24 protein-coding genes and 1 tRNA gene are annotated in these 24,609 nt (G+C 58.4%); 16 read left to right on the top strand and 9 right to left on the bottom strand.

The genetic code is table 11. The features are described from left to right. Positions 1 to 42: 42 nt before the first annotated feature. On the bottom strand, positions 43 to 978 hold the full coding sequence (locus Q0955_RS07815) for a MurR/RpiR family transcriptional regulator (RefSeq protein ID WP_299422671.1): 936 nt from the start codon (positions 976 to 978) through the stop codon (positions 43 to 45). Positions 979 to 1,169: 191 nt separating this feature from the next. On the opposite strand from Q0955_RS07815, the gene Q0955_RS07810 reads away from it, so the two are divergent. From Q0955_RS07810 to Q0955_RS07785, 6 genes are all read left to right on the top strand, one after another. Beyond that, positions 1,170 to 1,691 (top strand): TRAP transporter small permease, encoded by a 522-nt coding sequence (locus Q0955_RS07810; RefSeq protein ID WP_299422668.1) that lies wholly within the window; start codon positions 1,170 to 1,172, stop codon positions 1,689 to 1,691. Further along, positions 1,688 to 2,971 (top strand): TRAP transporter large permease, encoded by a 1,284-nt coding sequence (locus Q0955_RS07805; RefSeq protein ID WP_299422665.1) that lies wholly within the window; start codon positions 1,688 to 1,690, stop codon positions 2,969 to 2,971. The genes Q0955_RS07810 and Q0955_RS07805 overlap by 4 nt, the downstream gene beginning before the upstream one ends. Before the next feature lie 32 nt (positions 2,972 to 3,003). Then, a complete protein-coding gene (locus tag Q0955_RS07800) occupies positions 3,004 to 4,041 on the top strand; it encodes a DctP family TRAP transporter solute-binding subunit (RefSeq protein ID WP_299422662.1) in 1,038 nt (345 codons plus the stop codon). Positions 4,042 to 4,134: 93 nt separating this feature from the next. Continuing rightward, complete coding sequence (locus Q0955_RS07795) at positions 4,135 to 5,601, top strand: M81 family metallopeptidase (RefSeq protein WP_299422660.1); 1,467 nt, start codon at positions 4,135 to 4,137, stop codon at positions 5,599 to 5,601. Further along, positions 5,598 to 6,653: a D-TA family PLP-dependent enzyme gene (locus Q0955_RS07790; RefSeq protein ID WP_299422658.1), complete on the top strand. Its 1,056-nt coding sequence runs from the start codon at positions 5,598 to 5,600 to the stop codon at positions 6,651 to 6,653. Before Q0955_RS07795 ends, Q0955_RS07790 begins: the two co-directional genes overlap by 4 nt. Positions 6,654 to 6,704: 51 nt before the next feature. Further along, positions 6,705 to 7,109, top strand: coding sequence for a RidA family protein (locus tag Q0955_RS07785; RefSeq protein WP_299422655.1), 405 nt, complete (start codon positions 6,705 to 6,707; stop codon positions 7,107 to 7,109). Between the two features lie 151 nt (positions 7,110 to 7,260). On the opposite strand, the gene Q0955_RS07780 is transcribed toward Q0955_RS07785, so the two are convergent. Beyond that, positions 7,261 to 7,347: transfer RNA gene (locus Q0955_RS07780), tRNA-Leu, on the bottom strand. A 222-nt stretch (positions 7,348 to 7,569) separates the two neighbouring features. Between Q0955_RS07780 and Q0955_RS07775 the strand changes: the two genes are divergently transcribed. After that, positions 7,570 to 8,550, top strand: a complete 981-nt coding sequence (locus tag Q0955_RS07775; protein ID WP_299422653.1) for a complex I NDUFA9 subunit family protein — start codon at positions 7,570 to 7,572, stop codon at positions 8,548 to 8,550. A gap of 78 nt (positions 8,551 to 8,628) precedes the next feature. Here the strand turns inward: Q0955_RS07775 and Q0955_RS07770 are convergent, their stop codons facing one another. The 3 genes from Q0955_RS07770 to Q0955_RS07760 form a co-directional block, all read right to left on the bottom strand. Then, a complete protein-coding gene (locus Q0955_RS07770; protein ID WP_299422650.1) occupies positions 8,629 to 9,408 on the bottom strand; it encodes an ion transporter in 780 nt (259 codons plus the stop codon). Between the two features lie 96 nt (positions 9,409 to 9,504). Continuing rightward, on the bottom strand, positions 9,505 to 10,347 hold the full coding sequence (locus tag Q0955_RS07765) for a sterol desaturase family protein (protein WP_299422647.1): 843 nt from the start codon (positions 10,345 to 10,347) through the stop codon (positions 9,505 to 9,507). Then, positions 10,344 to 10,892, bottom strand: a complete 549-nt coding sequence (locus Q0955_RS07760) for a TetR/AcrR family transcriptional regulator (RefSeq protein ID WP_299422644.1) — start codon at positions 10,890 to 10,892, stop codon at positions 10,344 to 10,346. The genes Q0955_RS07765 and Q0955_RS07760 overlap by 4 nt, the downstream gene beginning before the upstream one ends. Before the next feature lie 113 nt (positions 10,893 to 11,005). Here Q0955_RS07760 and Q0955_RS07755 point away from each other — a divergent pair, with 113 nt between their 5' ends. From Q0955_RS07755 to Q0955_RS07745, 3 genes are all read left to right on the top strand, one after another. Beyond that, positions 11,006 to 11,851 carry a bifunctional helix-turn-helix domain-containing protein/methylated-DNA--[protein]-cysteine S-methyltransferase gene (locus Q0955_RS07755; RefSeq protein ID WP_299422642.1) on the top strand — a complete coding sequence of 282 codons (846 nt, stop codon included), beginning with the start codon at positions 11,006 to 11,008 and terminating at the stop codon, positions 11,849 to 11,851. A gap of 117 nt (positions 11,852 to 11,968) precedes the next feature. Then, on the top strand, positions 11,969 to 12,619 hold the full coding sequence (locus tag Q0955_RS07750) for an OmpA family protein (RefSeq protein ID WP_299422640.1): 651 nt from the start codon (positions 11,969 to 11,971) through the stop codon (positions 12,617 to 12,619). Positions 12,620 to 12,716: 97 nt separating this feature from the next. Next, complete coding sequence (locus Q0955_RS07745; protein WP_299422637.1) at positions 12,717 to 13,259, top strand: NAD(P)H-dependent oxidoreductase; 543 nt, start codon at positions 12,717 to 12,719, stop codon at positions 13,257 to 13,259. A gap of 64 nt (positions 13,260 to 13,323) precedes the next feature. On the opposite strand, the gene Q0955_RS07740 is transcribed toward Q0955_RS07745, so the two are convergent. Beyond that, positions 13,324 to 14,358, bottom strand: a complete 1,035-nt coding sequence (locus Q0955_RS07740) for an FAD-dependent oxidoreductase (protein ID WP_299422633.1) — start codon at positions 14,356 to 14,358, stop codon at positions 13,324 to 13,326. 56 nt (positions 14,359 to 14,414) lie between these two features. On the opposite strand from Q0955_RS07740, the gene mnmD reads away from it, so the two are divergent. Beyond that, positions 14,415 to 15,092, top strand: a complete 678-nt coding sequence (gene mnmD, locus Q0955_RS07735) for a tRNA (5-methylaminomethyl-2-thiouridine)(34)-methyltransferase MnmD (RefSeq protein ID WP_299422630.1) — start codon at positions 14,415 to 14,417, stop codon at positions 15,090 to 15,092. After that, a complete protein-coding gene (locus Q0955_RS07730; RefSeq protein WP_299422627.1) occupies positions 15,089 to 15,955 on the top strand; it encodes a DMT family transporter in 867 nt (288 codons plus the stop codon). The genes mnmD and Q0955_RS07730 overlap by 4 nt, the downstream gene beginning before the upstream one ends. A 1-nt stretch (position 15,956) precedes the next feature. Here Q0955_RS07730 and Q0955_RS07725 read toward each other — a convergent pair whose 3' ends face one another. After that, on the bottom strand, positions 15,957 to 17,909 hold the full coding sequence (locus Q0955_RS07725) for a lytic transglycosylase domain-containing protein (RefSeq protein WP_299422624.1): 1,953 nt from the start codon (positions 17,907 to 17,909) through the stop codon (positions 15,957 to 15,959). Between the two features lie 163 nt (positions 17,910 to 18,072). On the opposite strand from Q0955_RS07725, the gene dapA reads away from it, so the two are divergent. Further along, positions 18,073 to 18,945 carry a 4-hydroxy-tetrahydrodipicolinate synthase gene (gene dapA / locus Q0955_RS07720; protein WP_299422621.1) on the top strand — a complete coding sequence of 291 codons (873 nt, stop codon included), beginning with the start codon at positions 18,073 to 18,075 and terminating at the stop codon, positions 18,943 to 18,945. Between the two features lie 169 nt (positions 18,946 to 19,114). Here dapA and ubiB read toward each other — a convergent pair whose 3' ends face one another. Beyond that, positions 19,115 to 20,650: a 2-polyprenylphenol 6-hydroxylase gene (gene ubiB / locus Q0955_RS07715; protein WP_299422619.1), complete on the bottom strand. Its 1,536-nt coding sequence runs from the start codon at positions 20,648 to 20,650 to the stop codon at positions 19,115 to 19,117. Next, a complete protein-coding gene (gene ubiE / locus Q0955_RS07710; RefSeq protein ID WP_299422616.1) occupies positions 20,647 to 21,396 on the bottom strand; it encodes a bifunctional demethylmenaquinone methyltransferase/2-methoxy-6-polyprenyl-1,4-benzoquinol methylase UbiE in 750 nt (249 codons plus the stop codon). The genes ubiB and ubiE overlap by 4 nt, the downstream gene beginning before the upstream one ends. A 153-nt stretch (positions 21,397 to 21,549) precedes the next feature. Between ubiE and mutM the strand changes: the two genes are divergently transcribed. The 3 genes from mutM to Q0955_RS07695 all read left to right on the top strand — a co-directional run bounded on the left by mutM (position 21,550) and on the right by Q0955_RS07695 (position 24,506). Beyond that, entirely contained in the window at positions 21,550 to 22,401 is an 852-nt protein-coding gene (gene mutM, locus Q0955_RS07705; protein ID WP_299422613.1) for a bifunctional DNA-formamidopyrimidine glycosylase/DNA-(apurinic or apyrimidinic site) lyase, read from the top strand. 63 nt (positions 22,402 to 22,464) lie between these two features. Continuing rightward, positions 22,465 to 23,241 carry an enoyl-CoA hydratase gene (locus tag Q0955_RS07700; protein WP_283424760.1) on the top strand — a complete coding sequence of 259 codons (777 nt, stop codon included), beginning with the start codon at positions 22,465 to 22,467 and terminating at the stop codon, positions 23,239 to 23,241. 137 nt (positions 23,242 to 23,378) lie between these two features. Then, complete coding sequence (locus Q0955_RS07695) at positions 23,379 to 24,506, top strand: cytochrome c peroxidase (RefSeq protein ID WP_299422608.1); 1,128 nt, start codon at positions 23,379 to 23,381, stop codon at positions 24,504 to 24,506. Positions 24,507 to 24,609 lie beyond the last annotated feature (103 nt).

Below are 24,609 nucleotides of genomic sequence, written 5' to 3'. Positions count from 1 at the left end.
AAAAGCCCCCAGCCATCGGTTGGGGGCTTTTTCATCTACGCTTTAGTCGCCCAAGGGCTGCGGTCCGGTCCGACCGTGATAGGCTGTCAGAGACGCCCGAATACGGCGCAGGTTTTCCGTAGTCTCCGACGCCATGCCTTGCGCCACAGCCATCGCCAGCGCGTCCACCAGAATCATATGCACATACCGCGACGCCGTGGGTTTGTGGATGTCCCGATCCTCCGGCAAATCCACCACAATCGGGATCGAACAGGCATTGGCCAACCGCGTGTTCGGCTTGGTGATACAAATGGTCGTCGCACCATAGCCGCCGGCAATTTCTGCCGCGCCGACAATGGCATCCGCCTCGCCGCTGGCCGAAATTAGAAACAAGACATCACCCGCCTTCAACGTCGCCGCCCGCATCTGCAGAATATAGCTGTCGCTGGTGGACACCGACGGAATGCCAAGTCGAAAAAACCGGTTCGCAGCTTCTTGGGACACATTGGAGGATCCCCCACCAATCCCGGCAAACAACACATGTTGAGTGTCCAGTAGCACGGCTTTTGCCTGCTCCATCACGTCAGGCTCAATCTGATGACGCATCGTGTTTGTTGCGGCAAACAGCGCCGCGAGAATTTGATCCACCGCCGTGTCCCCTGCGGCCGGGGCTGGCGACGGGTCAGCGGAGAGATATTGTCGGCTAACCGCGAGGTTCTGCGCCAACCGAAGCTTAAATTCCCGGAAGCCATCACACCCCAACGTCCGACAAAACCGGATCACAGTGGGTGTGCTGACCTCACAGTGTTTGGCCAATTCCGCGATGTTCATGGAGCTGACATCTTCGAGATGTGCTTTTACGTAATTGGCCACCTTTTGCTCCTGCGTCGCCAGCTTGCCGTCGTGGTGATGCAGCGCGGAGATCACATCACCCGCTCCGGCGCGTCCCTTTTTGGGAGGCAGGTTGTCCAGATTCGATTCGGTGGCGTTATCGGTCACATCAGCCTCACATCTCGCTTCAACGATATGTAATTCAGATACATTTTCGCGTCAAACAGGACAAAAACCTCCCTTTAGTTACGGCGGCTTGCTGCCAATTGTGTACCTTAGTAACGGATTTCGCTTGATTACCTGCCGAAAATAAAAATATACGTACCTAAAGTACATATATCGTTCCAGGGGAGGGGCCGATGCGTCACTGGGCAGAAACTGCCAGCGCGAAGATCAACACAGTGGTTGAGGCCATTGTTGCAGCCCTGATGCTGGCCTTGGTGCTTGATGTCTGGCTCGGAGTGGTCGACCGCTACTTCTTTCACTGGCAACTGCCGTGGCCCGAAGTGCTGGCTCGCTATCTGATGATCTGGGCCGCGATGCTGGCGGTGTCATCCGGCATTGCCCGGCGCGACCACATTGGGCTGACAGCCTTTATCATGGTTCTGCCAAATCAAGTCCGCCGCGCCATTTTGATCCTAATGGACATCATTGCTCTGGCACTGTTCCTCTACGTGGCATGGTATGGCATCGCCTTTGCGCAATCCGGCGCACCACGACAGGCGATGGTCTTTGGTGTCAGCCTCGCGCCTTTCTATGCCGCGATCCCAGTGGCCGCGATCTTATCCTCTCTTCAGCTTGCGCTCGTTTTGTTGCGCGACCTGGGCACGCATATCGACAATCCGCCCTTCTCTGATCACCTCGAAGAGGAAACCTCATGATTGTCGCCATCACATTTGTGCTGCTCATCCTCTTTGGTATGCCCATTGGCTTTGCCATTGGCCTGGCAGGTGTTGTGGGGCTGATCGACATGGCCGGAACCCAATTTCTCGCCATCGGTCCAAGCAAGGTCTTCAACGGGCTGAACATTTTCCCATTCCTTGCGATGCCGTTTTTCATCCTAGCTGGGGAAATCATGAATGACATTGGCATCACCAACCGCTTGGTGAAGCTGGCGCAAGTGCTGGTTGGTCGCTTCCGCGGTGGCTTGGCCCACACCAACATGCTCGCCTCTGTCTTTTTTGCCGGCCTCACCGGCTCTGCCACTGCCGACGCCGCCGCCTTTGGCCGCACCCTTGTCCCCGCGATGGTGAAAGAAGGCTACAAACGGGATTACGCCTGCGCCGTGACCGCCGCCGGCTCCATCATCGGCCCCACCATTCCGCCTTCCGGCCTGATGGTGGTCTATGGCTCCTTGATGGGTGTCTCGATCGCAGGCCTGTTTGCCGCCGGCGTCCTGCCCGGCCTCGTGATCTGCCTTGTTTGCATGTGCGTCATCGCCATTGGCGGCAAACGCGAAAACCTGCCCAAAGCCGCACGCGGCGCCACGCCACGCGAAATGTGGGACACTTTTGTCTCGTCCCTCACAGCGCTCGCCATGCCTGTCATTATCCTTGGCGGCATCCTTGGCGGCGTGGTCACCCCCACCGAAGCGGCCTCCATCGCCGTGGCCTATGCGGTGTTCATTGGCGTGTTTGTTTACCGCACCCTGACCATCAAAGGCTTTTACGGCATGTTGGTGCGCACCGCACGCATCACCGGCGTGATCTTTGTGATCATCGCCTTTGCTGGCATCCTTGGCTGGTGGATGAGCTTTGAGCGCATCCCGCAATTGATCGCGGAAACCGTTCTGGGACTCTCAGACAACCGCTACGCCGTTATTGCCATCATCATCGGCCTGCTTTTGCTGGTTGGTATGGTGATGGACATCACCGCCATCCTGATCATCTTGGCCCCGGTCCTGGTGCCTCTGACCGAACAGGTTGGCCTCGAGCCGATCCACGCAGGTATCATTTTTGTGCTGGCACTGAACATCTCGTTGATGACGCCACCGGTCGGTGCCTGCCTCTTTGTCTTATCCTCGGTCACCGGCGAAAAACTGGAACGCATCTCCATCAAGCTGTTCCCGTTCCTGCTCGCCGAAGTCGCCATCCTATTTGCCTTTGCCTTCTGGGAAGACGCCGCACTCTGGCTGCCCCGAATGCTCGGCTTTGCTCAATAAACACCAATAACTAAACCCAACGGGAGGAACCCATGAAAACTCTTATCAAAGGTCTGGCAATTGCCGCGACAATGACCGCGACCAGCGCATCCGCTGGCGGCGTGATCAAATTTGGCCACGACAACAAAACAGACCCGTTTGAAAACCCGGCCCACGCCTGTACCGCCGTGTTCTCCAACATCGTAACCGCGGACACCAACGGCTCTGTGTCTGTCGAAGTCTTCGGCTCCAACCAGCTTGGCTCCGCCGCTGAGCACGTTCAGCAGGTTCGCGATGGCATCATCCAAGCCACCCTGACCTCCACCGGCGCACTGGCCAGCTACTACCCACGTATCGACGTGCTGAACCTGCCATTTGCCTTTAATGGCAACGCTTCCACCTACGAAGTGTTTGACGGTGACTTTGGCAAAGAGCTGGCCGCAGACATCGAAGCGGAACTGGGCGACGTTGTGGTTCTGGGCTTCCCGGACACCGGCGGTTTCTTTGCGGTGACCAACTCCAAACACGCGATTGCCGACCTGAAAGACTTCGAAGGCATCCGCATCCGTACCATGACCCTGCCATCTCACCAGAAGATCATGCAGTCCCTGGGTGCAGAGGCCTATCCACTGTCCTGGGGTGAGGTCTACTCCGGCCTGCAAACCGGCGTGATCGACGGTCAGATGAACCCGGTGCCAATCATCTCTTTTGCCAACTTCGCCGAAGTGCAAAAGCACATGACCCTGACCAACCACCTGTTCTCGCCATACACCTTCATGATCAACCGCGCGTTTTATGAAGGCCTGAGCGACAGCGAGCGTGCCACCATCCACACCGCTGCGGAAAACTGTGTGGCCGCTAGCCGTGGCCTGTCCCGTATCATCGAAGCCTCTGATCGTGGTCTGGCTGGCCTGATGGACAAAATCGAAGTGACCGCCCTGTCTGACGAACAGCGTGCCGCCATGGCCGGTGCGGCGCAGCCTGCGTTTGAAGCCCATGTGGCAGAGAATATGGACGCCCGCGCCGGTGAACTTCTGGCCAAGTTCAAGGCTGAGGTTTCTGCTGCCAACGCTGCCAGCTATCTCGATTAAACCGATCCCACCCCACTCCTCCAATTATGGGTGGGGACTTGGGCAAGCATCCTGTGTGATGCTTGCCCGACTTGATTAACAAAGGACCAAACCATGCGGGTTTTCTGTGCTTCGGTTGCCACCGAAACCAACACTTTTTCGCCGTTGCGCACCGATTTTGCCGATTTTGCACAGAGCTTTTATGCCCCTCCCGGAGAGCATCCGGAAACGCCCACCCTTTGCAGCGCGGTCTTTCCGGCTCTGCGCAAACGCGCCAAAGCAGGTGAGGTGGAGCTGATCGAAGGCACCGCGACCTGGGCTGAACCCGGTGGCCTAGTGAACGCCCGCACCTGGGATCGCCTGCGCAAAGAGGTGCTGGACCAGTTGAAAGCCGCATTGCCAATAGACGCCGTTGTCCTAGGCCTTCACGGTGCGATGATTGCCGACGGCTGCGTGGATTGTGAAGGCACCCTGATCGAAGCTGTGCGCGAGATTGTTGGACCTACTGTCACAATTGGCGTGACCTTTGATCCGCATAGCCACCTTAGCGACAAACGCGTGAAAAACGCCGACATCATCACGGTGTTTAAGGAGTTTCCCCACACAGATTTTGTCGAAACCGGCGAAGCCTGTGTCGACCTGACCCTGTGCGCCGCCCGTGGCGAGATCATCCCGCAGATCTCGGTGTTTGATGTCTGCATGATGGACGTGCTGCCCACCAGCCGACACCCCATGCGCGGCTTCGTAGACAAAATGATGGCACTCGAAGCCGACGGCACTGCCCTGTCCGTTTCCACTATCCACGGTTTTATGGCGGGCGACTCCCCGGACCTTGGCGCCAAAATTATCGTGATCAGCAACGGTAACAAACCGGCTGGATCTGCGCTCGCCCACGAGTTGGGGATGGAGCTGTTTTCTTTCCGCGGCACCACCAAACCCGAGTTTCTCACCGTCGAAGATGCCCTCACCAAAGCCACTGTAGCAAGCACAGGCCCGGTGATCATCGCCGATGTCTGGGACAATCCCGGCGGCGGTGTGGCGGGCGATTCCACCATCCTGCTGCAAGCAGCTCTGAACATGAACGTCGCCAATATGGCGCTCGGAACAATTTGGGATCCAATGGCTGTCCGCCTATGTCACGCGGCTGGCGAAGGCGCAGAGCTCGAGCTGCGCTTTGGTGGTAAAACCTCTGCCCACGCTGGCGCTCCGATTGATGCCACCGTCACCGTGCGGAAAGTCGCCACCGACGCGGTACAGAGCTTTGGCGACTCCATTGTGCCTTTGGGAGATTGCGCCGTAGTCAACGTGAACGGCATCGACGTGGTGCTCAATTCCAACCGCTCGCAAACTTTCTCGCCGGACCTCTTCACCAACCTGGGCATCGACGTCTCCGCCAAACAGGTTGTGGCCGTGAAATCCACCAACCATTTCCACGGCGCCTTTGCCCCCATCGCCGCTGACATTCTCTACGCAGCGGTCAATGGCCCTTATCCGAACGATCCAACCACAACGCCTTACACCCGCCTGACGCGTCCGTTGTGGCCCATTGTTGAAGCACCGCATGAAGAGGAACTGGCATGAGTTTTCCATCCATCGACACCCCCGCGGTGCTGATCGACCTCGATATCGCCGAGGCCAACATCGCCCTCTACCAGGCCTATTGTGACGATCACAAGCTACACCTGCGCCCGCATATCAAAACCCATAAGCTGCCCCTGCTGGCCAAACGCCAATTGGCCGCCGGAGCCGTCGGAATCTGCTGCCAAAAGGTCAGTGAGGCTGAGGCTATGATTGCCGAAGGCGGCATCGATGATGTGCTGATCACGTACAACATTCTCGGAGCTAACAAATTGGCTCGCCTGCGGGCTCTTTCTGAAAAGGTCCGCCTGAGCGTTGTCGCAGACAGCAAGACAACCGTGGATGGCCTTTCTGGCACATTTGCAGAGGCGTCGACCCCTTTGACGGTGCTTGTAGAATGTGACACCGGCGGCGCGCGCTGTGGCGTGATGACCCCGGTACAGGCCGCCGATCTCGCAGCCCACATCGACGCAAAACCCGGCCTGATCTTTGGCGGCCTTATGACCCACCCCCCGATTGGTCAGGAAGCCACGGTGCAAACCTGGCTGTCTACCGCCATTGACCTCATCTCGACCTCTGGCCTGATGGTCCCGGTGGTCTCTATCGGCAGCTCCCCTGGTATGTGGTTGGCCCACGACGTGCCCATTGCCACCGAATACAGGATTGGCACCTACATCTACAACGACCGCTCCTTGGTGACGCATGGCGTCTGCACAGAAGACGACTGCGCTCTCACGGTTCTGGCCACTGTGGTTTCGGTGCCAAACGGCTCACGTGCCATCATCGACGCGGGCTCCAAAGTGCTGACCTCCGATCTGCTGGGCCTCCAAGGACACGGCAAGGTCATTGGCCGCCCGGACATCACAATCTCCGGCCTCGCCGAAGAGCACGGCATCCTGACCGCTGACACCATCAACCTCACAGTCGGCGACCGCCTGCGCATCATCCCCAACCACGCTTGCGTGGTGACCAACATGATGGACGACGTGCAGTTGATCCGTGGCGACACCCCTCAGGGCGCGCACCCCGTCGCAGCGCGCGGCAAAGTCTGGTGACCGTCGCCCCTACCCCTTTTCTTATTTAACCAAACACAAGGACTCTCAGACATGAGCTGCAAAAAAATCGAACGCCTCGGCGATGACCGCACCGGTGCAGGCGGACAACCCCTGCCATTTGCCCCAGCCGTGCGCGCAGGTGATTTTGTCTTCATCTCCGGCCAGGTGGCGATGAAAGAAAACGGCGAGATCGAAGACGGCGGCATCGAAAGCCAGACCCGCCGCACCATGGAAAACCTGATCAAGGCGCTGGAACTGGCCGACTGCACCCTGGAAGACATCGCCAAAGTTGGCGTGTGGCTCGACGATCCGCGTGACTTCTGGACCTTCAACCGCGTTTACGCCAGCTACTTTCCCAATGGTGGCCCAGCCCGCTCCACTGTGCGGTCTCAGATCATGGTTGACGCCAAGGTGGAGATTGACGCGACGGTCTACAAGCCTCTCGACAAAGACTAAACCCTAAAATCTAGAACACTCGCATGGCCCGCCAATTGGTGGGCCATGTGTCGTTTTGGCGACTGCGATGGGGAAGCCATCCAACACGCAAAAAGCCACACAACAGCGCCTCGCCGTTGCGACAAACTAGTGACCAATCTTGGAAGAAAAGTGGTGCCCAGAAGAGGACTCGAACCTCCACGTCCATACGGACACTAGCACCTGAAGCTAGCGCGTCTACCAATTCCGCCATCTGGGCACGGGTTGGTGAGACAGGCGTTTAAGCCTAGCTGCGGGGGGTGTCAACGCGATTCTCCGACTTTTTCCACTTTTGTTTTCTCACTGGCAGCCCCGGCTCCAAGACACCCCCAAATTTGGCAAATTTTGCAGGGGTTTCTTGTCGCGGCCACGCCTTTGTAGCTTGTTCTGAAACGCCGTCGGCGCTATCCCATCTCTAAATGGTCTACCTTGGAGGCAACCCATGTCCAAACTTGTCACCATCTTTGGCGGTTCCGGCTTTGTCGGACGTCACATTGCCCGCCGCATGGCAAAAGAAGGCTGGCTCGTACGGGTGGCGGTGCGCCGCCCCAACGAGGCGATGTTTGTGAAGCCCTACGGCTCTGTCGGCCAGGTCGAACCTGTATTCTGCAACATCCGCGATGACGCTTCTGTTCAAGCGGTGATGCAAGGCTCTGACGCGGTGGTGAACTGTGTGGGCCTCCTGTCTGATCGCGCCAAGAACACATTTGACGCTGTGCAACACGAAGGGGCCGAGCGCGTCGCCCGCATCGCCGCAGCAGAAAACGTCGACACGATGGTGCACATCTCCGCCATCGGTGCTGACAAGGACAGTGACAGCGACTATGCGCGCTCCAAAGCACTTGGCGAAGAAGGTGTGCTGCAACACATGCCCGACGCCATGATCTTGCGTCCGTCGGTGATTTTTGGCCAGGACGATCAATTCTTCAACCGTTTTGCCTCCATGTCACGCCTTGGTCCGGTTCTGCCCTTGGTGGGCGGCGACACCAAATTCCAGCCGGTGTACGTCGATGACGTGGCTCAGGCGGCGGTAAAAGGCATCAAAGGCGAGGCCACCGGCACCTTTGAGCTGGGTGGCCCAGAAGTTGACACCCTACGTGGCTGGGTCACCGAGATGCTCGAGATCATCCATCGCAACAAACTGATCGCCAACCTGCCGTTTTTTGTTGGCAGCCTGATGGCTTTCGGTTTTGGCCTGCTTCAGACCGTGACTTTTGGTCTGGTTCACAACTCCGTCCTCACCAAGGACCAGCTCAAGCTGCTCAAAAAGGACAATGTGGTTGGCGACGACGCGCAAGGCTTTGACGCGCTGGGCATCAAGCCTTTGGCACCGGAAGCCATCATGGCTGATTACCTGTGGCGGTTCCGTCCATCTGGTCAGTACGACGCCATCAAGGACTCGGCGCGTAACCTGAAAATCTAAGGTTTCAAAACCCCAACAAAAGCCCCGCCTGACACACTCAGGCGGGGCTTTTTGCTGTTGATAGGAGCCGCATCAACCTCAGCGGCTGTCACGCTCTTTCAGCATCTTCTCAATATCAGCCAATCGCGCCAGCACTTCGTCGCGGTAGTTGCCGGTTTCGGCTTCAGCCTCCACATGGTGCGCGTCTTGCATGGAGTTCACCACAAGACCCACCACAAGGTTCAGAACCACAAAAGTGGTCAGCAAGATAAACGGCACAAAGAACATCCAGGCGTAGGGATAAACCTCCATCACCGGACGCACGATGCCCATGGACCAGCTTTCCAGCGTCATGATCTGAAACAACGAATAGCCGGATTTTCCAAGGGTTCCGAACCAAGCCGGAAAGGCCGCACCAAACAGCTTGGTCGCCATTACCGCACCAATGTAAAAGATCAGCGCCATCAGCAGGAACACGGAGCCCATGCCCGGCAAGGCGTTGAGCAACCCTTCGATCACCCGACGCAACGATGGTGCCACCGAAACCACACGCAGCAGGCGCAAAATGCGCAGCGCCCGTAGCACCGACAGACCTTGCGCAGCGGGCACCAACGCCACGCCGACAATGATGAAATCAAATAGGTTCCAGCCATCGCGGAAAAACTGGCCACGCTGCACATAAAGCTTGGCAACAATCTCCCCGACAAAAATCGCCAAACACAACGCATCCAAAGTGATCAGAAGAGGCCCAATGGCCTCCATCAATGGTTTGGACGTTTCCATGCCAAGGATGACGGCGTTAAACAGGATCACGCCCAAAATGGCGTTGCGAAAGGCAGGGCGGTCAATAAACGCCCCGATTTTGTCGCGTAGGCTCATGTAAGAAATCTCAAAGTTGCGCGTTTGTGCTTGGGTTGAGGGCTACATAGGTGACGGGGGCAGGTCTTCGCAACCCGCCCCCACAAATCATTGCACTTATGGTTTCCAGCCCGGCGGTCCAAACAGTCGTCCCCATAGCTCACGCCCAGTTTTGGCGCGTTTGATGTCTCGCCACAGCCCGGGCAGCTCAGAGAACCAAACCTTGACCGGGTTCTGGCTGTCAAAATCAGTGGTCAGCCCATAGCGCGGACGCTCTTCTTCCACTTGAAAGCTGCCAAACAACCGGTCCCAAATGATCAGGATGCCACCATAGTTTTTGTCCAGATACTTGTTGTCACAGCCATGGTGCACGCGGTGATGGCTTGGCGTGTTCAACACCCATTCCAGCGGCCCCAGCTTGCCAATCAACTCTGTGTGCAACCACGTCTGATAAGCCTGCACAAGGATCACCGATCCCAGAACCACATCTGGACTAAACCCAACCAAGATCATGGGGATATGCGCAATGAAGGACCACAGGCTTTCCAGCGGTCCAAAGCGCACCGCCGTTACAATGTTGTAGTCCCGGCTAGAGTGATGCACCGCGTGTTGCGTCCATAGGAGCCGTACCCGATGCGCAATGCGATGCTCCCAATAATAGGTCAGATCCGCAATCAAAACGGCCAGAACAATCCACGGCAATGTGGTTGGCAAATGCCAGCTCACCACGGTTTCGCTAAACACATAAAGCCCGAAGTAAAGCGCCGTCATCATCGTCGCTTCCAGCAACAGATAGGGCACCTGTGTCGACGCACTCGCCAACATCTCCAGCCAGGTCTTGCCTTTCAAAGACCCTTTGAACCAGGCTTCGGCAATCTCGATCACCAAGATCGCCACCCCGATCAGGAAGAATACCTCGTCCACCTGTTCGGCCAATCCGATAAACTGTTCCGGTATCATTTTGCTCCTCCCGTCAAACCTGATTGCAAAGTACGCCAGGCCAGCGCCGTGGCCTCCTCAGGCGTTGCATCGCCATCCCGCACCACAGTCCAAGCGGCGTAGGTCAGCGTTTCAATCGCCTGCACGATCCAGGCGGTCGGCACATCGGCATCAAACCCACCTTCCTCTTTCGCCGCCTCAACGGCCTCTGCGGTTTCCTCCAGTTGCTGAGTGTAGGCCTCCAGCACCTCTGGCACATGATCCAGCGGTTCATTGGCAAGGAACATTTGTCGGTCGGCCAACGGGATGATCGCCTCCAGGCTCAGGCGCAACGCCTCCGTGTAACTCGGCGCGTCTTTGGTGGCTGCCTCAATGGCATCATCCAGTTCCCGCATGGCCACCATCGCCAGCGCGGCCATGAGGTCCTCGCGTCCGGCATAATGGCGATGCAACGTCGCACGCCCCACACCCGCTTCTTTGGCGACATCCGCCAAGGTGGCTGTGGGATTTGCGGAGAAGACGGAGAACCCCGCCTCAATGATTTTGGCTTCTGATTTTTTCAACATGAGACATAGATGTCTCATTTTTTTATGAAGTCAAGAGGTGCCCTTTGCGCAATTTTCGGGTCGCCGCACTTAGCCTCCCAAACTAAGTTGTCCTCAAGACAGGAGTTGCACCGATGAATGACATGACCGAAGGCTATCACTACAACGTCATGCGCCGCGCGATTGAGCTGATCGATCAGGGCGACGAAAACATGTCGCTGGACGACCTGTCCAAGGCCATGGGCATGAGCCCGGCACACTTCCAGCGCCTGTTCACCCGCTGGGCTGGCGTGTCCCCAAAACGGTTCCAACAATACCTCACTTTGGGCCACGCCAAGGTTCTGCTGCACGACCATTTCACCACTTTGGACACCGCCAATTCGGTTGGTCTTTCTGGCTCCGGTCGCCTGCACGACCTTTTCTTGCGTTGGGAAGCCATGAGCCCCGGCGACTACGCTAAGCGTGGCGAGGGGCTGACCATCTATTGGGGCTGGTTTGACAGCCCGTTTGGCCTCTCGCTGGTCACGGGTACAGAAAAAGGCATCTGCGGCATCGGCTTTGCCGCCGAAACTGGTGCCGAGGCCACCATGGAAGATCTCTTCTCCCGCTGGCCCAACGCCAGTTTTGTCGAAGATCCGATGTTCCTGCGCCCTTGGGTGCTGGCCGCCTATCAAGCAGAACAAGCCGACCATGACAAAGTGCCGGTCTATATGATCGGCTCCGCGCTGCAGATCAAAGTTTGGGAAGCCCTCATGCGCATCCCGTCGGGTGAGGTCACCACCTATGCCGAAATCGCCCGCAGCATCGGCAGTCCCCGCGCCGTGCGCGCTGTTGGCACCGCCGTGGGCCGCAACCCTGTCAGTTGGCTGATCCCCTGCCACCGCGCCATGCGCAAATCCGGTGGGTTGGGCGGTTACCACTGGGGCCTTCCCGTGAAACGCGCGCTGCTCGCCTACGAGTCCGCCCGCGCCGAAGTCTAAGCCAACCTTCGGCATCAATTTGCCGATACCACGCGGCTCTTTGCTTGGGGCATACAGAAAAACCAAGTATACAGTCCTCAAATGCCGATCAACGGCATCAAAACTTGAGGCTACGAGATGAAAACACTTCCCCTTTCCCTGAGCGCCGTCGCTTTGCTGGGCCTGACGGCCTGTACCGACCCCGCTTATGTGGCCGGCTCCGGCGAGGACCGCGATCAATATCGCAAAACCAAAAACGGCGCTCTGATTGGCGCGCTGGCCGGTGCAGGCATCGCCGCGGTCACCGATGGTGACGCCCTAATGGGCGCCGCCCTTGGCGCTGGTGCTGGAGCCATCATCGGCAACGTTCTGGACAAACAAGAAGCCGAACTGCGCGCACAGCTGGATGATGACGTGCGCATCGAAAACACCGGTGACCGTCTGATCCTGACCTTACCACAGGACATCCTGTTTGACGTGGACAGCTACTCCGTCAACGCTGGCTTGCAGGATGACCTCGCCAAAGTGGCCACCAGTCTCGACAAATACCCGGACAGCACCGTGCAGATCCTGGGTCACACCGACAACACCGGCTCCGCCAGCCACAACCAAGGCTTATCTGAGCGCCGCGCGAACGCCGTCGCCGATGTGCTACTCACCAATGGTGTGCCGGTCAGCCGGATCGAAACCATTGGCCGCGGCGAGGACCAACCAATTGCATCTAACCTCGATGAAGAAGGCCGTCGTCAAAACCGCCGTGTGGAAATTGTAATCCTGCCAACGGCGTAAGCCCGCGTATCAACGCACAACCATTGTTTGAAAGGCGTCGCTTGATTGCGGCGCCTTTTTCCTTACGTATTGGATACGCGAACAAGGAGATTGCTCTATGCCTCACAAACTGCTCGGAATTTCCGGCGCCCTGCGCGCGGACTCCACCAACAGCAAGCTGCTGCGCGAAGCCGCTCGGCTCTATGGCGCGGACACGTACGTGGAGGCCAATCTGAACATCCCGCTCTATGACGGCGATCTCGAAAGCAACAGCGGTATCCCCGAAGAGGTCAAGCAGTTGGTGCAACAGATTACGGAGGCCGACGCAGTGCTGATTTCCACGCCTGAATACAACGGCGCGGTCACCGGTGTGTTGAAAAATGCGCTGGATTGGATCAGCCGCCATTGGGAAAAACCCATGGTGGGCAAACCCACCGCCTTAATGAGCGCTGCCGCCGGTCGCGCCGGGGGCGTGCGCGCGCAAACCATGCTGCGCAGCTGCCTTGTGGCGTTTCGCCCGCGCATCACCCTAGCCCCGGAAGTGGGCATCGCCGACAGCGGCAACGCCTTTGACGACAACGGGCAGTTTATAAATGACCGATATGCGGCTTCTGTGTCCACACTGATGGACGCGCTCAAGGCTGACGTCGAGGCCGCTTAGAGGGGGCGCTGCCCCCGCCGCCGCAAGCGACGACTCCCCCGGGATATTTGGGGTCAAATGAAGCTCAGAGCGAGAATTCCGGACGAAACGCCTCTGGTATCTCGTCCCTTCCCTCCAGAACCAGATCTGCCATGACCTCACCGGCTTTTGGCCCCATACCAAAGCCAATTTTGAACCCACCATTGGCGATATATGCACCATCGCAGGTTGGGTGCGGACCCAACATCGGCGCGCGGCTTTTCGCACGGGGTCGCACCCCTGCCCAGCGCTCGATGACCTCTGCATCCTTCAATGCAGGCACCGCCGCATAGGCCCGCGCCAAGACATCATCCAATTGACTATCCGTACTGGTTGGATCGTCAAACTCCCGCTCACTGGTGGAGCCAATTGCCACGGTACCATCCGCATGTGGCACGATGTGCACCGCATCGGCAAAGAGCTGCGGTGCAGTGGATTGATCCAGCCGCAACAGCGCCGCCTGCCCCTTTACGCCATTGCCCACTGGTTTGCCCATGTTCTTAGACAAATCGAGCAAGCCTTGCCAGCCGGTGGCCCAGACCACCTTCCCGGCCTGCGGGCCCTCCGCAACAATCTCGCAGCCTTTAGCGCGCAACGCCGCAGCCAATGCCGCGCAAGCGCGTCGTGGGAACATGCGCCCGCTCAAAGTGTCGTGGATCAACCAGCCAGTGGGGCTTTCCGGCGCCCAATCGCCAAGGTTGTCCCGGCTCACCACATGCCACTGCGCCTTGCCTTGCCAGAGCTCTTTGGCGCTTTCCGCCCGCGCCTGTGCCAGCTCCAAAGCGCGTTCGTCTTTCACCGGCTGAATGCGCCCCGTGCGCCCGTAGCCTGCGCTCACGCCACCGGTCGCCTCGACTTCGGCCCACCAGCCTTCGGCCATAATCAGACTCTCAAACTGAAACGCCTTTTTCACATTCCAGTTTTCCGGTGTATGTGGTGCTAAAGCGCCAACCAATCCGCCGCTGCTGCCCGCGCCCACGCCACCGGGATCAATCACCCGCACCTTGGCCCCACGTTTGGCACAGGCCCAGGCCACGGAAAGTCCAAAAGCTCCGGCTCCCATCACGGTCACGTCCACCATTGCCAATCCTCTTTTTTGTGGTCAAATGCGCCGTCACCTCCATAAGGCAAAGCGACATGAGCGACCAGCACGCGGATCTCGATTGGCGAGACAACGTCATCCCGGTGTCCACCCGGTTTGATGACCCGTATTTCAGCCTCGACAACGGGCTGGCCGAAACACGCCATGTGTTTCTGGACGGCAATCAACTGCCCGCGCGCTTTGCCCCTGGTTTTCACATTGCCGAACTGGGCTTTGGCACCGGCCTCAACCTGCTGACTGTCTGGAAGGCTTGGGAAGAAAGCGGTCAAACCACGCCGCTCAGCTTTACCACCTTCGAAGCCTTCCCGATGAGCGCTGAGGAAATGGAAAAGGCTCTCGCCGCTTTCCCTGAGTTAAGCGAATACGCCACCCGCCTCGTTACGGCTTACGCCGAAGACCCAACCCTTGCCACGCTTGCAGGCATCCACGCCCACGTGGTGATTGGCGACGCGCGTCAGACCCTTGCGGCGCAGAGCTTTGAGGCGGACGCATGGTTTCTGGACGGCTTCTCCCCCGCCAAGAACCCCGAACTCTGGGATGCAGACCTGATGGCCCAAGTCGGCGCCCACACCAAAGCAGGCGGCACGGCCGCGACCTACACCGCCGCAGGTTTTGTGCGCCGCAATCTGGAGGCCGCAGGCTTCTCCGTCACCCGCACCCCGGGATTTGGCCGCAAACGCCACATGACCCAATGTGAAAAGCCCGCCACATGACTGAGCCCAACAATCGCCTTGGCATTATGTTGATGTCGCTCACCACGCTGGTCTTTGCGCTGCAAGACGGCATCTCCCGCCACTTGGCGAGCGAGTACAACACCTACCTCGTGGTGATGATCCGCTACTGGTTCTTTGCGCTATTCGTCATCGCGCTGTCCTCCCGCCAACCCGGCGGTATCAAGGCCGTGGCCCGCACCAAATTCCCGCTGCTGCAAATTGGCCGAGGCGCGCTCTTGGCACTGGAAATATGTGTGACCGTGGTGGCCTTCACTCTGCTGGGCCTCACAGAAAGTCACGCCATCTTCATCTGCTACCCACTGATAATCGCAGCCCTCTCCGGCCCAGTTTTAGGCGAGCGTGTCGGCTGGCGTCGCTGGGCCGCAATCGGCGTCGGCGCGGTTGGCGTTTTGATCATCCTGCAACCCGGCTCCGGCGTCTTCAGCCCCGCCGCCATTGTGCCACTTGTTGGCGCGCTGATGTTTGCGGTCTACGGCCTCATGACCCGCTACGTCGCCCGGGGTGACACTGGCCAAACCAGCTTTTTCTACACTGGCGTGATCGGCTGCATCGTCATGACCGCCATTGGCCTGTTCTTTTGGGAGCCCATTTCGGGCAACGACTGGCTCTGGATGGGCACGCTCTGTTGCACCGGTGTCTTCGGCCACTGGTTGCTGATCCGCACATATGAGGTGGCCGAGGCCAGCGCGGTGCAGCCCTTTGCCTACCTGCAACTGCCCTTTGCCGCCGCGCTTGGCATGGCCGCCTTTGGTGAGACTTTGCGCCTAAACGTGGCCATTGGCGCAGGCATTGTGCTGGCCGCAGGTCTGTTCACTTGGTGGCGAGAACGCCAATCCGCCTGAGTCATTCGCGCACTTTGATGGTGCCACCCGTGATCTCCTGACCAAACGGCACCGGATGTGGATCTTTACCCAACCGCGCACGATAGACTGGCAAGCTCTCGGACACCCGCATCACATAGTTGCGGGTTTCGTTGAACGGGATCATCTCGATCCAGTCAATCATCGCCTCAACCGATCCACCACGCGGATCTCCATTGCTCGCCATCCAGCGTGTAGGGCGATGTGGACCCGCATTATAACCTGCAGAAATCATGATGATATTACCGTCAAACCGTTCCGCCAACCCAGCCAGATAGGCACTGCCCAACCGCGCGTTGTAGCCCGGATCAGAGGTCAGATTACCCAGCACATAGACTTCCCCAATCTCCGCAGACACATCCCGCGCCGTGCCCGGCATCAACTGCATCAAGCCCCGCGCGCCTGCATGGCTCACCACCAACGGATCAAACTCGCTCTCTCGCCGCGCAATTGCCAAGGACAGCTCATCCGCCACCGGCAGTTTCTGATCGACCAGCGGATGCAGCGGATAATACGGCCCCGGCAGAGTTACCCCCATGCGCACCATTTGTTTGCCCAGCATCACCGCAATATGCGGTTGCCCCAGGTCCAACGCCATCTGGCCCAGTTGGCCCAGACCCGTGCGATCCTGTGTCTCGCTCAAATGCACCCAAAACCGTTCCGCCAGGCTCAACTCGCCCGCCGCCAACAAGGCACGCGCCGCTTTGTGCACACTTGATGTGGTCCAGCTCGCCTTCTGCCAATCCGGAAATCGCTCTTGGCCAGACAAGGCCGGATCATGCGCAATCCCGGCCTTCTCCGCCGCCAATAGCCCATAGAAACTGGTCTGATGCGCGCCACCCGCCACGTAGGCCTGTTGCGCGGTGGTCTTATCGCCCATCGCCTCATAGGCACGGCCCAGCCAATAGCCCGCGCGCCCCAGCGAAATTGGCGTTTCCACCGACTGGGCAAAATTCAAAAAATGCGCGGCAGCCTCCTCCGGCCGGTTCAAAAACCGCAACGCCAGATAGCCCGCCAGCCACTCACAATCGGAATAGGCATAGCCCGCCTCAGGCGTCAGCTTATGGGTCGCAGCCAAGGCATAGGCGGTTTTGTAGTTCCCCGCGCGCATCTGATTTCGGATCAAGGACCGGCGCCGTGGGGCCCATTCCTCTGGCTCCCCCAACGTGCCCGCTTTGCTGCGCGCCAGGATCAACTCAATGGCGCTGTCGTTGCGGTCTTTGCGATGCCGCCAAACAAACCGCTCATGCGCCAACCCCGGATCATCCTGCAAACTGTCCGGCACAGCCGCAATCAACCCGTCCACACCTTTGGCCATCGCCCGCAGCCCAAGCCGTGCCTTGGCCAAAGCCACCCAACCTTCCGGCACATGGGCATACATCGCCTCAGAGTTGGAGGTCCAATTCTTCCACAGCATCGCATCCAGCCGCGCTGTGTGATGTGGTTTTAACAAATCCCCATAACGCGCAAGATAGTCCGCCTTGGTGGTGTTGTTCATCGCCATGGTGCGCCAGGCTTCCACAATCGTGGCCTGCGCCGCGCCCTCCTCACCGGCCTGCATCAGAACCTTGGCCTGCGCCAATGCCCCTTCGGCAGTCTGTGCCGGACCATGCACAAAGAACGACAACGCCATCTCGCCGCTCACATCCTCAAACGCTGCCTCCGACTGCTTACGCAAATAAGGCAACCCCGGCCAATCGCCGCGCCGATCCAAAAACGCCAAGACCTGATCTGCCGAGCCTTCGCCCGCGCGCAATCTATGCCACTCCACAATGTCACGTGTGACCTGATCGGTCTCACGCACCGCCTTGGCGGCTCCGTCCCAATCTTTGGCACGGATTGAGGTCATCGCAGCGCGAAGTTCGTCGCGAAACTGCGCATTTGCGGGAACAGCGACCAGCAAGGCCACAAACAGAGTCAGAAAAAGACGCAACATGGCTTGCATTTTCCTATGCCAGACAGGATAGAACCCGCACGATACGCCGCGCACCCGAAGGCCTCAACTCACAATCTTGGCAAGTGGGCAACTTCCCGCTAGGGTCCGCGCGATTTACCAAAATGGGCAATTCCGCCCAGCTACGCATAAAAAGGAGCGTGCCATGTTCAAAGGGTCCTACCCCGCACTCATCACGCCGTTTACGAACGGCGAGCTGGATTTGGAAACGCTCAAGAAGATCGTCGAGTGGCACATTGGTGAAGGCACCGATGGTTTTGTGCCCGTGGGCACCACCGGTGAAAGCCCAACGCTGAGCCACGAAGAGCACGAAACTATGGTGAGCGAAGTGGTGAAAGCCGCCGCTGGCCGCGTGCCAGTGATCGCAGGCGCCGGCTCCAACAACACTCTGGAAGCCATCCGCTTTGCCCAGCACGCCGAGAAAGTGGGCGCAGATGGCATCCTTGTGGTGACACCGTACTACAACAAGCCAACACAACGCGGCCTGATCGCACATTTTACCGCGGTGCATGACTGCTGTGAGTTGCCGATCATCATCTACAACATCCCTGGCCGCTCGGTTGTCGACATGACACCGGAAACCATGGGCGAGCTGGCCAAGCTGCCACGTATTGTGGGTGTGAAAGACGCCACTGGCGATCTGGCCCGTCCAAGCCAGCAACGTGCCAGCTGTGGCGCAGACTTCATTCAGCTGTCCGGCGAAGACGCGACAGCTCTGGGCTTCAACGCGCACGGCGGTGTCGGCTGCATCTCCGTGACAGCCAACGTCGCGCCAAAACTCTGCGCCGAATTCCAGGCGGCCACTCTTTCTGGCGACTACGCCAAAGCGCTGGAGTATCAGGACAAGCTGATGCCACTGCACGAGGCCATCTTTGTTGAGCCCGGTCTGGTGGGTGCGAAATACGCGATGTCCCGCTTGGGCATGTGCAACGAAGAGGTCCGCCTGCCACTGACCGGTCTGACCGACGCCACAAAGGCACAGATCGACGCCGCCATGGCGCACGCAGGTCTGCTTTAACAAGGCGGCAAGCCCCCCCCAAAAAAAAGAGAGACGCCCCAACGGGCGCCTCATTTGCGTTGGGTCCGGCTCAGCTTACGCAGAGCCTGGGGCAGCGCCTAAAGCCTTCATTTGGCAAGAAATATCCCGGGGTGAATTGGCCACAGGCCAAGAGGGGCTGGCCCCTCTGTCAGTGCCAGAGCGCCAAGCCAAACGCCAAAGTTGCCACCGTGCCAAAAACACCAAGCCCGATGCCGGATATCATCCAGGGCCATACGGGACGAGATAGCTGGGCCTTATCCTCGGACTGCGCAATCAACGCCGCCTCCACCATCGCCGGCAGTCGTGGCCCAAAGCGTGACAACACCCGCGCGGTCTTGGCCAGATCACTGAGCACTGCCCGTGGTCCAATGCTGCCTTTGATGTAGTCCGCCACAACAGGTTTCGCCACATCCCAGATGTTCACGCGCGGATCCAACGATCGCGCCACACCTTCCACCACAACCATGGTGCGCTGCAGCAGGATCAACTCGGTGCGGGTCTCCATGCCAAAACGCTCTGTGACTTCAAATAGGTAGCTCAACAGCCGTCCCATCGAAATCCGCGTCGCGTCCATGCCAAAGATTGGCTCGCCCACCGCCCGCAAGGCGCGTGCAAATTCATCCACATCCTGATCTGCCGGCACATAGCCCGCCTCAAAATGCACCTCGGCTACACGTTTGTAATCCCGCTGAATGAAGCCATAGAGAATTTCCGCATAAACCCGACGTGTATACTCGTCGATGTAGCCCATGATGCCAAAGTCATAGACAATGATATCCCCGTTGGCGGCAACCTTCATGTTGCCCTGGTGCATGTCCGCATGGAAATACCCATCGCGCAACGCATGGTTCAGGAACAGTTCCAGAATCCGACTGCCCAGCGCATGGCGATCATGTCCTGCTGCATCCAAAGCCTCGTTGTCGCCTATGGGCGCGCCTTCCGCCCAGCCCAGCGTCATCACCCGGCGCGCGGAATGCTCCCACTGAACGGTGGGCACCTGATACCCAGGATCCTCCGCCGAATTGGCCGCATATTCACTGGCATTTGCACTCTCAAGACGCAGGTCCAGTTCTGATGTCACACCACGGTCAAAATGCTCAATCACATCCCGCGGCCGCAATCGGCGCGAGCCAGGCGACAGGATTTCGATGGTGTTGGCCGCCAGATAGAAGGCATCGATGTCTTTGCGAAACGCCTTCTCGATACCTGGACGCAGGATTTTCACCGCAACCTCTTCACCGGTTTCCCGCAACCGGGCGCGGTGCACTTGCGCAATCGACGCCGCAGCCACCGGCTCCGAAAACTCGGAGAAAATCTCATCCACAGGCTGACCCAACTCAGATTCAACCTCTGCCTTGGCTGTGACCAAATCAAATGGCGGCAGCTTGTCCTGCAACACGCGCAACTCGCCGGCCAAATCGCCGCCCACAACGTCGGGACGTGTCGACAGTACCTGTCCAAACTTGATGTAAGCGGGCCCCAGCGCTGTCAGCGCACGCGGCAAAGGCGGCGCCTCTGCATCCCCCTTGTAGCCCAGCCATTGAAACGGCCAAACCAATCCACGCAGCACGACGCGCACCAAGGTAGGTGCCTCAAACGCATCCATCACCACCTTCATCGCGCCGGTGCGCTCTAGCGTGGCGCCGGTGCGGATCAGTCGGATAATATTGTGCGGCCCTCTCACAGCTTCCAACCCGAATGCAGTGCGGCAATGCCCATGGTCAGATTGCGGTACTTGGCATTCTCAAACCCAGCGGTTTTCACCATATCCAGGAACGTGTCCTGATCCGGGAATTTACGGATGCTCTCGACCAGATACTGATAGCTGTCGCGATCATTGGCGATCACTTTGCCCATCTGCGGAATGATGTTGAACGAATAGAGGTCATAGACCTTCTGCATCATGTCATTGGGAATCTGACTGAATTCCAGAACCATCAAGCGCCCACCGGGCTTCAGAACCCGAAACGCTTCATTCAGCGCTTCCTGCGGCCGCGTCACATTCCGAATGCCAAAACTGATGGTGTAGACGTCAAACGTGTTGTCCTCAAACGGCAGCGCCATCGCGTCCCCAACCACCCAGTCGAGGCTCTCAGACATATGGTCCGCTTCCGCTCGCTGGCGCCCTGCCACCAACATCGGTTCCGTCAAATCACACACTGTGGCATGGCCACTTCCCGCGCGTTTCAGGAATTTGAACGACACATCGCCGGTCCCGCCCGCCACATCCAGAAGCTTCTGCCCCGGACGGGGTGCCAGCCAATCCATCATCGCGTCTTTCCAGATGCGGTGGATGCCCATCGACATAACATCATTCATAATGTCGTATTTGCTGGCAACCGAGCCAAAAACGCCCTGTACGCGCCCGGCCTTCTCGGCCTCAGGCACAGTTTCAAAGCCAAAATGGGTGGTGTTATTGCTATCCGCCATGATGCGAAATCCTCTTGGTTGCCACATTCATATAGGGCTGTCCAAACAGGTACAATGCGCTGATTTGGCACCGGCTTTGTGCGCCAAAACGCGGCTTGATCCCGCCCAGCAACCTCGCGCATGGTCTGAGTGTCTTGGAACCCAGAGGTGAGAATGCCTGAACTGCCCGAAGTCGAAACCGTACGCCGTGGTCTGCAACCTGCCATGGAAGGGGCGACCATTGCCCGTGCGCAGGTCAATCGCCCCGACTTGCGCTGGCCCTTCCCTGAGCGCATGGCCGAACGGCTCACCGGCGCAAAAGTGACACAGCTGCGCCGCCGCTCCAAATACATCCTCGCAGACCTCGACACCAACGAGTCGTTGCTCATCCATCTTGGCATGTCTGGCCGCATGACCGTCTCCGGCGACCCGCTGGGACAATTTGCCCACGACCACCCGAAGGCTGAAAAACATGACCATGTGGTGTTTGACATGGACAACGGCGCACGCATCACCTTCAACGACCCCCGCCGCTTTGGTGCCATGGATCTTTTGCCAAGCGACAACACCGAAACACACACCCTCATTGCCAAGCTTGGCCCCGAGCCACTGGGTAATGATTTCCACGAATCCTATCTGGCTAAGCGACTCAGCAAAAAGAACACGCCCATCAAATCTGCCCTGCTCGATCAACGCATCGTGGCGGGCTTGGGCAACATCTATGTCTGTGAGGCGCTCTTTCGCGCAGGGATAGCGCCAAAACGCAAAGCAGGGGCGATTTCGCAAGCGCGCGCACACAGTCTTGTGCCTATCATCCGCGATGTTTTGCAGGAGGCCATAGACGCCGGAGGAAGTTCGTTACGTGACTTCCGCCAAGCCGACGGCGAACTGGGATATTTTCAACACAGTTTTGACGTCTACGGACGCGAGGGAGAACCCTGTAAAACCCCCGATTGCACTAGCAAAATATGCCGAATCACCCAATCTGGCCGCTCGTCTTTCTACTGCCCGCAATGCCAAAGATAGCTTGATCCAGTTTCATCAAATGGTAATCAATCACTCCTGACCGGAACAATGAAAGCATAACTCATGGCTTTTGAGACGATCATCGTCGATATCGAAGACCACGTCGCCCTTATCAAGCTGAACCGCCCAGACGCATTGAACGCCCTGAGCCAGCAGTTGATTGGGGAACTCCAGGAAGCGCTGGAAAGCGCCGACGCCAACGACAAGGTGCGCTGCATCGTCATCACGGGCTCCGAGAAGGCTTTCGCCGCAGGCGCCGACATCAAAGAGATGTCGGCGATGAGCTTTGCGGACGTGAACCTCTCCAACCTGTTTGCCGAGTTTGGCGACCGCATCCAAGACATCCGCAAGCCTGTCATCGCGGCCGTATCCGGCTACGCCTTGGGTGGCGGCTGTGAATTGGCGATGGCTTGTGACTTCATCATCGCTTCTGAGACCGCGAAATTTGGCCAGCCAGAGATCAATCTCGGCGTAATCGCCGGCATCGGCGGCAGCCAACGCCTGACCCGCGCTGTGGGCAAGTCCAAATCCATGGACATGAACCTGACCGGCCGCTTCATGAACGCCGAAGAAGCGGAGCGTTCCGGCCTTGTGAGCCGTGTTGTGCCTGCCAAAAAGCTGATGGAAGAAACCATGAGCGCCGCGCAGAAGATCGCAGAGAAATCTCTGATCGCCGCGCGCACCGCCAAAGAGGCTGTGAATCGCAGCTTTGAAAGCTCCCTGCGTGAAGGTCTTCTGTTCGAACGCCGCGCCTTCCACTCGCTGTTTGCGACCGAAGATCAGAAAGAAGGCATGGCCGCCTTTATGGAAAAGCGCGAAGCACAATTCCGCGACCGCTGATCCGACCGCACAATTATTGAAAAGCCCTCGCAATGCCGGGGGCTTTTTGTTTTTTGGGGTGCGGCAAGACGGCAGTTGACCCGCTCAATAAACAGGCGCAAAAAACTGACAAAACTAGTCAGAAATGGGACACCCCAATGTATCGCTCTCTCGCTATTGCATGTGTGCTCGCCTCCTCGCCAGCTTTGGCGGAAGACGTCCCCACCACTCTAGAAGCCCTCGGTGAACGCCTGTTCTTTGATGTGAACCTCTCGGCCAACCGCACCCAATCTTGCGCCACTTGCCATGATCCAGAGCGCGGCTTTGCCGACCCGCGTGGCATGGCCTCGATTGGCGATGATGGTGAGTCGCTCGGAGATCGCAACGCACCCAGCGCCGCTTATGCCGCCTTCACACCAGAGTTCCACAAAAACGCAGATGGCATTTGGACGGGCGGCCAATTCTGGGATGGCCGCGCCAACCGCCTGGAGGATCAAGCCGGCGGCCCGCCGCTGAATCCTATCGAAATGGGCATGGCTGATGAGGCCGCTGTGATCACACGCCTTCTCGAAGATCCGATCTACACACAGGCTTTCCCGGCCCTGTTTGACGGGGATGTTCTCAGCGATCCGGCAACCGGCTACACTGCCATGACCGACGCCATTGCCGCCTTTGAGCGCACCGAGGTGTTTGCGCCGTTTGACAGCAAATACGACCGTTTCCTGCGCGGCGAAGTCGAATTGACCCGCGAAGAAGACCTCGGCCGCGTCCTGTTTTTCTCTGAGCAGTTCACCAACTGCAACCTGTGCCACCAGCTGGGCACAAACGCGATGGACCCACAGGAGACGTTCTCCAACTACGAACACCACAACATCGGCGTTCCGGAAAACCTGTCCCTGCGCGCCCTCAACGGCGTGAAACCCGGCACCGTGGACGTCGGCCTTGCCGCGCATCCGGATATGGACAGCAACCCGACCCTGCGCGGTAAATTCAAAACCCCCACCTTGCGCAATGTGGCCGTCACCGGTCCCTATATGCACAACGGCGTGTTTGAAGACCTGCGCACCGTTGTGTTGTTCTACAACCAATTCAACACCACCGATCCCGCACGCCGCACCAACCCGGAAACCGGCAAGACCTTCCGCATGCCTGCCGTGCCTGCAACCTTGGCATTTGAAGAGCTAACGCACGGCCCAGCACTCGATGATCAGCGTGTCGATGCCATTGTCGCCTTCCTCAAGACCCTGACCGACGCGCGCTACGAACACCTGCTCGACGCGCAATAAGATCTATTTTCGGCACCTCTTTGAGTGCGGGGCATTCCGTCGCACTCAAAAACATACAAAATTAATAAGGATTGACGAAGTCGACAAAAGTAGTCAGTTATGC

It is taken from the genome of uncultured Shimia sp., assembly GCF_947493595.1.
Taxonomy (GTDB): Bacteria; Pseudomonadota; Alphaproteobacteria; order Rhodobacterales; family Rhodobacteraceae; genus Shimia.
Note: the sequence above shows the minus strand (reverse complement) of the source record. Positions and strands in the feature narration are given on the sequence as shown.